We start from the raw sequence: 11,241 nt of genomic DNA, 5'->3' as shown, positions 1-11,241 counted from the left end.
CGAAAACTGCTAATATTCCATTGTGTAGACATCATAAGAGATGACTAAATCATTGTGTAGGTTGCAATAAGAATGATCGGGTTGTTTGTATGATTATTACAAAAATAAAGGAATGTTATAAGGATTGCATCTATCATTTTGGTGCAAGCGTAATTCATGAGTAACATAGCAATATTTTGCGCTTACGCTAAACCTGTCGAAGGCAAAGATTGCAGTAAGATTGTATAAACGTACAGCACGTCAGCCGGGTGTACGTGCAGAGATGCTGGCAGGCTTTCCGGAAGAGATTGAGGAATACATCATTCCTCCAGAAGAAAAGAGCGATATCTGTGGCGGGGAAATGAAAGTGATCGAGAAACGTGTGTAAGTGCCTCAAACAATGATGTAGATGTCATAACAGAAAAACTGTTATGTTGCACTACGCCATGTTTTGAAGCACTTACCGAAAGAAATGATAAAAATGGTCACACGGTGAGAAATTTGAAATGTCCAAAAATACAGTAAATATAAGGGGTTCAAGGCTCTTGAGACTAATGGAAACGTGTCGTTGAGGAATAATATGAAAATTGTTATAATACAGTTAACATTTAGCGCTGGATGAAAGACAATTGAAGGAATGTAATTAAAAATGAAATATAAAATCAGATTTCAATGTAAATCAGATCTTAGGATTTTGAGAGAATGCTTTAAATTATCCAAGGAATACGTACAGTAAGAAATTTAGAAAGGATAGAAAAAGAAAATGCAATTGTCACAGAGGAAACGGCGAAAAAATTATGTGATCTGTATAAGATAGAATACCAGGATTATTTTTATAAAACAGATAAGAATTTTGATGATAACTTTAATAGAATTTTAGCCGAAAGCGGAACTGTACCGAAAAATATTATTGATAGTACGGATAGATATTACCTTATTTATGTTAGGAGAACAGGATTTTATCAGGATTGTATTGCAGGTAAGGTAATGTGGGTAGGAGATTATAATCGAAATAAAGAACGAAGAATTTTAAGAGAGGTTAATGTAATAAATGCAGTGAAATTGAAACCAGAAGCACAGTTGATAAATAATAAAAATGAGTGGACATATTGGTATTTTAATTTAACGATTGGTAAATTATATGAGGCGATTGTGTCTGAGCCGTGCATGAAAGATTGTCTCGAAGACTGTCTAAGGGAAATAATAGTAACGCAAGACGATCTTATGAAATATGACGTCTTTACGGACATTGCAGTCTTGGGAGGAAAAAATAAATATCGTAAAAAAAGCTACTAGATAATATGTTTATTCTGACACAGGGTGTATAACAAAGTTAATGTTTTATGGTATAGCATTTTATCAGCTCTTGCACTATATTTTATCACCGTTGTAAAGAGATTGAATTATTTAAGAGATTTGCTATAATTAGTAGAAAACAACATTATACCAACTCAAAGGACAATAACATTTATGCAATACACAGACTTACAACAATATCAGCAACAGCAACAGGCAATAAAAGACTTACAGAAATACCACGACCCGGAACATCTCTGGGAGTGTATTCTTGCTTTTCAGGGATATGAATTTCAGACAGTTTCCGGGCTCCCGTTTACCTATCAGTTGAAGAAGGGGAGAAATGGCGAGCTGACGAAAGAATTATGGATTGACAGGCGAAAAAACAGTAAAAGCCTGGCGTGGAGTTCTGTGATGAAAGCGTTTGAAAAGACAGCGGGTAAACCGATGGTGCCACGGCCTAAGGCGTTGGGGGATATTCGTGGAGTTTCCTATCTTTATGGAATGTTTTATCAGTTCGGTTTGATTGAAATTCCTTCAAAACACGAGGATTTGAAATAAAAATCTGATCATAGATAATATTTATATCAGAAGTAGTCAACCGAATCAGGGAAGTCTCCTTGCTTCAATCGCGAATATCCGCTGGACTTGAGTTGTATAACAATAATCAACTGGAGGAATTATGAAAGATATTATTCAGATTATAATAGAAAGTTCATCTGGTTTTGGACCTGTGCAGGATGCTTTTACTGATAAACTGATCCTTACAGAAGATTCAATTTCATATGAATACAATCCGGAAATTGAAACCAGGTTCAATCCAAAAATAAAATGGAGTTATAAAATAGATAAACCGTTTTTTAAAGCCCAGTATGAGCGTATAGTTGGAATGATATCTGCTGTTATAGAAAAGCAGGAAAATGAATTTTGTACGGATATCGGAGGAATAGAATTTGATATTGTATATTCTGACCAAACAAAATTCAATTACATATATATGGTTCCCGGTGATCGTTTTAAAGAATTATTTGATGAAATAGAACAATTAGTACCTGGAACAGAATGCACGCCGGCAGTACTATTAACTTCAAGAAATCATAATGGCAGGTATGTCAATGATCTTGAGGCATTTATGGAGTATATCCATAAAGAGGAGATGAACAATAGAAGTAAGAATCCTGAGAGGACACCGGGCTGGCTCAGAAAAATTAAAGAATTTGTCAGAAGTATCCACAAGGAAAAAGACGACAGAAAACTTTAACCAAATCAAGTAAGTCCCCTGCTTCAATTGCGAAAAGCAATAAGCAGTGGGTGGGGACTTGCTTGTATCAGGAGGAGTGCAAGCTCTTCCTGATAAACTGCGGAGCAGTTATTTGGTTATGAGCAAGTAGCGAAGCGGATTGCGAATATCCGCTTGACTAATCACATACAATTTCGGGGTAATATTTTTTATTTGTGATAAATAAACGCAATTTATGCTTTGATAAAATGAATTTCAGACAACAGACCATGGTGTTTGAACATATTCATAGAGCTTTATATTTTGTGGAATATTTTATTAGTCCCGTCTGATCGAATTTCTTTCAAACACGAAAATCTGACGTGAAAATCGGATCATACAATTGACTTTTGGGGCATCCTACGGTAGAATATATTCGGTTTATCAAAAAATATGTTACTGTGAAGAATTGTCAGTAACGAAGTATTACATTATTAAAGAAGGAAAAGGAAATTACAATGGTGAACAATTTGGACGGTAAATTAGAAAACAGTAAAATACCTGCGGTAGTTGCATCAGATGTCAATGATGATGAAGTGGAAATTGATTTAAGAGAGATTCTTCAGGCTCTGAAGAGAAAAATCCTGCTGATTCTGATGGTAGCGTTGATCGGTGGATGTGGTGCCGGAGCATATACGCAGTTTATGATGACACCAATTTATAGTTCCACATCCAGTATGTTGGTACTTTCCAAGGAAACTACATTGACTTCTCTGGCGGATCTGCAGCTGGGAGCTAGCCTGACCAGCGATTATACGGTACTGATTACCAGTACACCGGTTCTGGAACAAGTTATCGAGAATCTGAAACTGGATATGACAGCAGAAGATCTGAGAAAGACGATTTCCATTAACAATCCAACAGATACTCGTATTCTGGAGATCACAGTAAATAATGCGGATTCCGCTCTTGCAAAGGAAATCGTAGATGAAGTTGCCAATGTTTCATCTTCCTTTATCGGAGACAAAATGGAAGTTGTTCCGCCTAAGATCATCGAGGTTGGTAAGATTGCTACGATCAGAACATCACCAAGCGTGAAGAAAAATGCAGAAATCGGTTTCCTTCTCGGATTTGTAGCATGTGCGGCGATTGTTGTAGTTCTTACGATAATGGATGATACGATCAAGACAGAAGAGGATATTGAGAAATATCTGGGAATTTCCGTACTTGCAAAGGTTCCTGACAGAAAAGACTTTGTAAATGTAAAAAGTAAAAAGAATAAGAAAAAAAGTCATCGCTAAAGCAAATGGAGGAATCTGAACAATGAAGAAAATCACGTTAACAGATAAACGTAAAAATAATTATTACTATAATGAAGCGATCAAAACGCTGCGTACGAATATTCAGCTGTCCGGCCAGAGCATAAAGACAATTCTGATCACAAGCTGTTTTCCAAATGAGGGAAAGAGTGATGTTGTTTTAAGTCTTGCACAGGAACTTGGAAGTATCGGAAAGAAGGTACTTCTTCTGGATGCGGATATCCGTAAAACCGCTTATGTAGGCCGTCTCGGGGTTGAAGAAGAGGTACGGGGCCTTTCTCAGTTCTTAAGTGGACAGGCAAATATCAATGATATTATTTATGAAACCAATTTTGAGAATATGGATATCATTTTTGGTGGTCCTTCTGCACCGAACCCGTCAGGCTTACTCAGTGAAAATGTCTTTCAGGTTTTTCTGAAGAAGGTCCGTGAATACTACAGTTACATATTGATCGACACTCCGCCAATTGGAACTGTTGTTGATGCGGCAGTGATCGGAAGATATTGTGATGGTGCTGTTTTCCTGATCGAGCCGGGAAATGTCAGATATAAAGATGCACAGAGAGCACTTTCACAGCTTGAAAGAAGCGGCTGTCAGATTCTTGGTGCAGTTATGAATAAGATCGACACGAAAGCGGATAAATATTATTCCTTCTATTACAAACATTATGGAGAATATTACCGTCGGGCGGAAGAAGAGAATAAATAAAAAAGAAAGCTGGGAAAAAGTGAACGGAAATAAAAGAAACAGTAAAAAACTTAATATACTGTTGGCAATCATCTGTATTTTGCTGATCGGAGTTCTTGGCTCTATTTTTATGATGAGCCGTGAATCTGAAAAAGCGGAAGCACACCGTCTGGAAAAGCTTGCCGGAAGTGAGCAGAAGGGTATTGAAGATTATGAGACTGTAAAAGAACACGCTTCACAGCTGGAGAAAGAAGACGGGGCGGCAGATGATAGTTCAAAGTCTTCTGACAGTGTAGATGCTAAGTCCGATGCGGATTCAGCAGACAGCAGCGATAAGGCAGATGACAAAAAAGCAAATGCAGCAACTGATTCTGATACAACAGAATCTGCGGATAGTACAGACAGCACGGATGAAACAGCAGCTGATACCGCAGACACAAAAAAAGAAATTTCAGGTATTGTGTGCTGGGGAGATGATCTGATCAATGGAGAGGAATCAAATACCTATTCCTATATGGCAGTACTTCAGAAACTTCTCACAGAGAATGGATACAGCAACCTTACCGTGATCAATAAAACGCTTCAGGGTGGTGGAACTCTTTCCATGATGAAAATGGCGGGAGTAAGTGACGATACGATCCAGGGATATATCACCAAACATCAGCAGGCTGCTAATGGTGCACAGCTGAATGTAACAGAAACTGGAATCCGTGACCTGACAGAAGAAGAGACAACCAGAAATGATTTGGACTGTATCCCGGTTATTTTTATGGGATATTATGGTGGCTGGAATCATGACCCGGCCGAACTTGCAGAGCAGCAGGAGAATATTCTGAATACATTCCAGGATAAGGAAGAATTCCTTGTAGTGGGAACCAGACCAATGGATGGCACTGTGACATCAGATGCTTTGGATCAGGTGCTCAGTCAGAAATGGGGAGAACATTATATCAGCCTGGCATCTGTGACACCACAGCCTGCATCCACAAAGGAAGCACAGCAGGCAATGGCTGAGGCAATCCTCCAAAAACTGGAAGAATTAAATTATATCAGCAAAAATTAAGATACAGGCGAAGAATTTGTTTTATGGATATCCATGGAATAAGACTGAAGGATAGGAAATGAAGAATTCAGGAAGAAACACTGCACATCAGAGAAAAATATATCTGACTGTGCTGATCATAATAATTATTCTGGCAGCTGTTTTCGTCGGCGTATATTATCTTTGGAAACAGACAAAAACAGAATCCGAAATGAAAGTTTCCGGTCAGGCAGAACGAAGTCAGACACAGAATGACGCAGATACCATAGAGTATCAGGGAAGCACTTACAAATATAATGACCATTTGAGTAACTACCTGTTTATGGGAATTGATACCAGAGAAAATGTTGATACATATGAATCTCAGAAAGATGCCGGTCAGGCGGATTCCATTTTTCTGGTTTCCATGGACAGAGCAACAGAGCAACTGAAAGTTCTGTTTATTCCAAGAGATTCCATGACAAAAATTGAAGTATTCAATCCAAGTGGAAAAAGTCTTGGTATGACTACCGATCATATTAATATCCAGTATGCGTATGGCGATGGAAAACAGAAAAGCTGTGAGCTTATGAAAACAGCAGTTTCCAATATGCTGGATGGTGTCCCGATCCAGGGATACTGTTCTATGAATATGGACGGAATTGCGGCTCTGACAGATTTTGTAGGTGGTGTGGAGATTACAGTACCAGATAGCAGTCTTGAGGATGTGAATCCGGATTTTAAAGAAGGTTCAACCGTAACATTGACAGGTGAAAATGCAGAGCAGTTTGTACACTATCGTGATACAAAAAAGAGTCAGAGTGCACTTGTAAGACAGGAACGTCAGAAAACTTATATTCAGGCTCTGTTGAAAAAATGCCAGGATGAGGCGAGTCAAAATGCCGGATTCGTTGCTGATCTTTACAGCAGTATTAAAGATTATACAGTAACCAGTATGGGAAATGATGTTTTTGCAAAACTTCTCGTTGCTTCACAGAATGGTATTTCCGATACTCAGACAGTTCCGGGACAGGGAACTGAAGGAGAGAATTTTGATGAATATCATATTGATGAAGATGCATTGACAGAAATGATTATTTCCATGTTTTATGAGAAAAATGATTGATATTTTTTTCAGTTTGATTTATTCTTATATCTAAGAGATTGATAGTACAGAAAGTGCTATTATCTAAATATTTCACTCAAAAGGAGAGGTGCATTATGAAAATTGCAAAGAAATTCATGGCACTTGCGTTAGCAGCAGTTCTCAGTGTAGGATGTGCTTTTTGTGTCAGCGCAGACGGAAGTCGTACTAAGGATGTTACGGTAAGCCAGGAGCAGTCTCAGATCTATGAGATCATTCAGAAGATCGAAGATACAGAAGGAGTTAAGGATCTTCAGCAGAAGTATCCGACAATTGCAGAAGCATTCCAGAAAGTTGGAGAAGGCAAAATGGATATGCCTGAATTCATCGATGTTCTGAAGGCTCTTGCAACAGATGAGAAAGATGAAACTCTGAAAGCAAAACTTGAGGAAGTAATCGAGAAACTTGACGGAAAAGATTTCGTTACAGGCTTTACACAGTTTAAAGTTCTTGATGCTACCAGAGCTGAAAAGAATGCAGATGGCAAATATGAGGTTGAAATTTCTATCCCAAGCATCACAGATGACATGGAGAACATTCAGTTGTTATGCTATAACGCAGAGAAAAATGAGTGGTCAGTTGTAGATCCGATCAGTGTTGATAAAGAGAATAAAACACTCAAAGTTGCATTAGATGATCTTTGCTACTTCTCAGTTATTGCCGATGCGAAAGCAGACACAACAAAATAATTCTCAAAAATAATAAAAACAGCTTTGCGATATGGAACAAATATCGTGGAGCTGTTTTTTCTATATGGCATAAATTTTGTGAATAATTACTCAAAAATACTCAGATTGAAGGCTGACTTTTGAAAATCAAAGGACAGTCTTCAAATTTTTTTTATTTTTGAAATAAATCAGTTGTTGTAATATGGGAAGCGATGTGGCATAATAAATGGGAAAATGTTAAAAATAAGAAAAATCCAGATTAAGGAAATGTAAAATTACATTTTCGGGATAACACGGCTCCTGGCAGATGCTGACAGGAAGCGAGTATGACAAAGGAGAAAATTATGGCAATTTTTTCAATGATCTTATCTTTGTTGTGTGGAGTATCATTATTTTTGTTTGGAATGTCCTTAATGGGCGATGGTCTGAAGTTGGCAGCTGGAAATAAGCTCGAAGCGTTTCTCTATAAGATGACCAATACTCCACTGAAGGGTGTCGCACTTGGCACTGGTGTTACCAGTGTGATCCAGTCGTCTTCCGCGACGACAGTTATGGTAATCGGTTTTGTAAACTCCGGTATGATGAAGCTGAAACAGGCGATCGGTATCATCATGGGAGCGAATATCGGAACCAGTATCACCGGCTGGATCTTATGTCTTTCTTATATCGAAGGATCCAATGGTATCGCAAGTATTCTTTCCACAGCAACAATTTCAGCTGTTGTGGCAGTTGTTGGCATTATTTTCCGCATGTTCTGTAAGCGAACCTTACATAAGAATGTAGGAAATATCATGCTTGGTTTTGCAATCCTGATGACAGGTATGCAGATGATGAGTGGTGCGGTATCCCCACTGCGTGAGAGCCCGGTATTTATCAAGATGCTGACTATGTTTTCCAATCCGATCGCAGGTATCCTGGTTGGTATTGCATTTACCGCGGTACTGCAGAGCGCATCTGCAACAGTCGGTGTACTTCAGGCGCTGTCTGTAACCGGAATCCTGACATTTGCAAGTGCGTTTCCAATCGTTCTTGGTATTGGTGTCGGTGCTGCATGTCCGGTCCTTATTTCTGCGATTGGTGCAAATAAGAACGGTAAGAGAACTGCTCTTGTGTATCTGATCAATGATCTGTTTGGTCTTATCATGTGGTCTGTGATCTTCTACACAGTGAATGCATTTGTACATTTTACATTTATGGATATGACGATGACACCGGTAGCGATCGCCCTTCTGAACACAGTCTTCCGTCTGGCAACAGTTATCGTGCTGTTCCCGTTCATTCCAAAGATCGAGAAGCTGGTATGCTGGCTTGTGAAGGATAACAAAGAGGACTTGGAAGATGAGGCGGACTTTGATCTTCTGGAGGAGCGTCTTCTGAATTACCCGGCCCTTGCCATCGCACAGTGCCACCGTGTAATGAACGGAATGTCCAAGAAACTCCGCAAAAATGTCAACAGAGCTATGAACCTTCTGAATGACTATCAGCAGGATAAATACGATAAGGTTCAGCGAAAAGAGGATCTGATCGACAAGTATGAAAGTCGTCTTGGAGAATATCTGATCCAGCTGACCAAGAGAGAGATGAATTCTGCACAGACAAGACAGACTTCTCTGTATCTGCATACGATCAATGACTTTGAGCGTATTGGTGATCATGCTTCTTATATTGCACATATGTCCAGCGAGATGCATGATAATCACACGAATTTTTCTCAGGAAGCCTGGGATGAGCTGAATGTTGTTATGGAAGCGGTCCGTGAGGATATCAACATAACCTGCAATGCTTTTATGAAAGATGATAAGGAAATGGCACAGAGAGTAGCACCTCTGGGAGCTGTGATCACAGGACTTTGTGATATGCTGAAAATGCGCCACGCAGAGCGCCTGAGCCAGGGCAAATGCGGACTGGAAGAAGGAACGGTGTTCAGTGATATCCTGAACAGTTTTGGCCGTATCGCAACGCACTGTGCAAGTGCTATGGTTGCGCTTATGAAGAGTGGAGAAACCGGTTCGGATCTTCATATCCATGATTCCAAGATTTATCCGACCAACAGTGTGGAATATTATCAGTACTTCAAGGAGTACGGACAGAAATACGATATCGAAAATCAGGAAGGTCATGTGCTCAGCATGGAGCCGGAAGAAGTAGAATAAAGATTTGCAAAAAAACGCCAGTTTCAAATTAACTCGAAACTGGCGTTTTTGTTCCTACCACGGATATTTTCCCTTTTTAGCATAAGGAAGAAGTTTACCATCGAATTTAATGATAACACGGTGATTTCCTTCCGCGTCTTCGGTCACATCTACATCCAGACCGAAATCAATGGCACTCATGATGGCGTTTCCGCCCTGTTCATGAATGATATCTTTGATAGCGGGACCGTAAGTATCAATGACTTCATGAAGCCGGTAAAGAATCGGATCAGTATTTCCTTTATACGGATGGCTGTTGAGAAATGCAGTAGCGGATGGACTGATTTTAAGCGCTTCTGCAAGTTTCAGGGTATATTCTTCCGGAACATACTGCTGTCCTTCAAATACAGAAGCGAGCCATACTTTATTGACTCCTATGAGTTCGGCTAATTGTTCGTAAGTCAGCCCGGAAGCTTTTTTTGCTGCTTTTAAAGCTTCCAGTTCGTCAGCATGTTCCAGTCGGGTAAGATAATCAGCGTTATTCATTGGTGTCATAATAGATTCCTCCTTAAATAAATAATTGTATATAACAAAAAAACGAGATGCCTTAAAAAGGTACCTCGCTGTACAAAACAATTATAGTTCAGAGAACAGAATGTGTCAATGCTTTATTTATTACTATTTACCATAAAAAATATATAATTGCTGATAATTGGAATCAGGGGTTATCAAAATACAGATTTCATGGTATGATAAATCTATGAGACAGCGTGAGACGTATAATGGGGATGCGTATCTTACAGCAGGAAAAAGGAGGTTTTTACTATGGGTGAGAATATGATCACATCGTTTGACGGAACGAAACTGTATCTGAAAAAGGAAACGGCAGCAGATAATAAGGCTGTGATCGTGATCGTTCACGGTCTCTGTGAGCATCAGGGCAGGTACGATTATTTTGCGGAGAAGCTTCATGAAGTAGGAATCGGTACCTACCGTTTTGATCACAGAGGACATGGACGATCCGAAGGTGAGGAGACTTTTTATTCGGATTTTAATGAACTTCTGGATGATACCAATGTAGTGGTGGATATGGCCATTGAAGAAAATCCGGATATTCCGGTGTTCCTTCTCGGACACAGCATGGGAGGATTTACCGTTTCTCTGTATGGAGCCAAATATCCGGACAAAAAGCTCCGGGGAATCATTACCAGCGGTGCACTGACTGCAGATAACGGAAATCTGATCCGTGGAGTGCCGGGAGGAATGGATGTACATACACGTCTTACCAATCAGCTGGGCTCCGGTGTATGCTCTGTACAGGAAGTGGTAGACTGGTACGGAAAAGATCCATATAATAAACAGTCTTTTACAGCAGGCTTATGCTATGCGATCTGTGACGGACTTGACTGGTTCAAGGAGAAAAAAGCAGAGTTTCATTATCCGGTTCTTATGACACACGGTGAGAAAGACGGTCTGGTAAGTGTACAGGATACCTATGATTTCTTTAAAGAAGCAGGATCAAAAGATAAACAGATGAAGATCTACGGCGGACTTTTCCATGAGATTTTGAATGAATACTGTAAAGACGAAGTGATCGGGGATATGATCCGGTGGATGGAAGTACGGATCTGAAAAAGAAACAAACTGTTTTATATGTAATAGCAAAGCCAGGTGGGGTTAAATATACGACAAACGCATGAGTAAATAAATTGTGAACACACCCCTTTTCTAGTAAAATAAAAGAAAAAGGGGTGTTATTTATGCAGGAATTATTA

Annotated in this window: 12 protein-coding genes; 11 read left to right on the top strand and 1 reads right to left on the bottom strand. The window is 39.4% G+C overall.

What is annotated here, in order from left to right:
• Positions 1-220 precede the first annotated feature (220 nt).
• The 10 genes from G5B12_RS03990 to G5B12_RS03945 all read left to right on the top strand — a co-directional run bounded on the left by G5B12_RS03990 (position 221) and on the right by G5B12_RS03945 (position 9,487).
• Complete coding sequence (locus G5B12_RS03990) at positions 221-367, top strand: hypothetical protein (protein WP_174087779.1); 147 nt, start codon at positions 221-223, stop codon at positions 365-367.
• 599 nt (positions 368-966) lie between these two features.
• A complete protein-coding gene (locus G5B12_RS03985) occupies positions 967-1,275 on the top strand; it encodes a hypothetical protein (RefSeq protein ID WP_021978112.1) in 309 nt (102 codons plus the stop codon).
• Between the two features lie 174 nt (positions 1,276-1,449).
• Positions 1,450-1,836, top strand: a complete 387-nt coding sequence (locus tag G5B12_RS03980) for a hypothetical protein (RefSeq protein WP_021978111.1) — start codon at positions 1,450-1,452, stop codon at positions 1,834-1,836.
• Positions 1,837-1,957: 121 nt separating this feature from the next.
• A complete protein-coding gene (locus G5B12_RS03975; protein WP_021978110.1) occupies positions 1,958-2,536 on the top strand; it encodes a hypothetical protein in 579 nt (192 codons plus the stop codon).
• A gap of 476 nt (positions 2,537-3,012) precedes the next feature.
• The gene (locus tag G5B12_RS03970) at positions 3,013-3,795 is read left to right on the top strand and encodes a YveK family protein (protein ID WP_021978109.1); all 783 of its coding nucleotides are present in this window, start codon (positions 3,013-3,015) and stop codon (positions 3,793-3,795) included.
• Positions 3,796-3,817: 22 nt separating this feature from the next.
• Positions 3,818-4,522 (top strand): polysaccharide biosynthesis tyrosine autokinase, encoded by a 705-nt coding sequence (locus tag G5B12_RS03965; RefSeq protein ID WP_021978108.1) that lies wholly within the window; start codon positions 3,818-3,820, stop codon positions 4,520-4,522.
• Between the two features lie 19 nt (positions 4,523-4,541).
• The gene (locus tag G5B12_RS03960; RefSeq protein WP_330597608.1) at positions 4,542-5,564 is read left to right on the top strand and encodes a hypothetical protein; all 1,023 of its coding nucleotides are present in this window, start codon (positions 4,542-4,544) and stop codon (positions 5,562-5,564) included.
• A 58-nt stretch (positions 5,565-5,622) separates the two neighbouring features.
• Positions 5,623-6,648, top strand: a complete 1,026-nt coding sequence (locus tag G5B12_RS03955; protein ID WP_118064506.1) for an LCP family protein — start codon at positions 5,623-5,625, stop codon at positions 6,646-6,648.
• A 95-nt stretch (positions 6,649-6,743) separates the two neighbouring features.
• Positions 6,744-7,355 (top strand): hypothetical protein, encoded by a 612-nt coding sequence (locus G5B12_RS03950; RefSeq protein ID WP_021978105.1) that lies wholly within the window; start codon positions 6,744-6,746, stop codon positions 7,353-7,355.
• Between the two features lie 323 nt (positions 7,356-7,678).
• Positions 7,679-9,487: a Na/Pi cotransporter family protein gene (locus tag G5B12_RS03945; RefSeq protein ID WP_021978104.1), complete on the top strand. Its 1,809-nt coding sequence runs from the start codon at positions 7,679-7,681 to the stop codon at positions 9,485-9,487.
• A 54-nt stretch (positions 9,488-9,541) separates the two neighbouring features.
• Here G5B12_RS03945 and G5B12_RS03940 read toward each other — a convergent pair whose 3' ends face one another.
• Positions 9,542-10,021: a cyanase gene (locus tag G5B12_RS03940; RefSeq protein WP_021978103.1), complete on the bottom strand. Its 480-nt coding sequence runs from the start codon at positions 10,019-10,021 to the stop codon at positions 9,542-9,544.
• A gap of 270 nt (positions 10,022-10,291) precedes the next feature.
• Here G5B12_RS03940 and G5B12_RS03935 point away from each other — a divergent pair, with 270 nt between their 5' ends.
• Positions 10,292-11,098 (top strand): alpha/beta hydrolase, encoded by an 807-nt coding sequence (locus G5B12_RS03935; protein ID WP_174087777.1) that lies wholly within the window; start codon positions 10,292-10,294, stop codon positions 11,096-11,098.
• The last annotated feature ends 143 nt before the right edge of the window (positions 11,099-11,241 follow it).

This window comes from Blautia sp. MSK.20.85, from assembly GCF_013317245.1.
Classification (GTDB): Bacteria; Bacillota; Clostridia; order Lachnospirales; family Lachnospiraceae; genus Blautia_A.
The sequence above is the reverse complement of the archived record's forward strand: the minus strand, read 5'-3'. Positions and strand labels throughout refer to the sequence as shown.

What these genes read in the sequence shown, in the direction of transcription:
- G5B12_RS03985 (WP_021978112.1), top strand. Translation starts at nt 967, where the DNA reads ATGTGGGTAGGAGATTATAATCGAAATAAAGAACGAAGAATTTTAAGA.
- G5B12_RS03980 (WP_021978111.1), top strand. Translation starts at nt 1,450, where the DNA reads ATGCAATACACAGACTTACAACAATATCAGCAACAGCAACAGGCAATA.
- G5B12_RS03975 (WP_021978110.1), top strand. Translation starts at nt 1,958, where the DNA reads ATGAAAGATATTATTCAGATTATAATAGAAAGTTCATCTGGTTTTGGA.
- G5B12_RS03970 (WP_021978109.1), top strand. Translation starts at nt 3,013, where the DNA reads ATGGTGAACAATTTGGACGGTAAATTAGAAAACAGTAAAATACCTGCG.
- G5B12_RS03965 (WP_021978108.1), top strand. Translation starts at nt 3,818, where the DNA reads ATGAAGAAAATCACGTTAACAGATAAACGTAAAAATAATTATTACTAT.
- G5B12_RS03955 (WP_118064506.1), top strand. Translation starts at nt 5,623, where the DNA reads ATGAAGAATTCAGGAAGAAACACTGCACATCAGAGAAAAATATATCTG.
- G5B12_RS03950 (WP_021978105.1), top strand. Translation starts at nt 6,744, where the DNA reads ATGAAAATTGCAAAGAAATTCATGGCACTTGCGTTAGCAGCAGTTCTC.
- G5B12_RS03945 (WP_021978104.1), top strand. Translation starts at nt 7,679, where the DNA reads ATGGCAATTTTTTCAATGATCTTATCTTTGTTGTGTGGAGTATCATTA.
- G5B12_RS03940 (WP_021978103.1), bottom strand. Translation starts at nt 10,021, where the DNA reads ATGACACCAATGAATAACGCTGATTATCTTACCCGACTGGAACATGCT.
- G5B12_RS03935 (WP_174087777.1), top strand. Translation starts at nt 10,292, where the DNA reads ATGGGTGAGAATATGATCACATCGTTTGACGGAACGAAACTGTATCTG.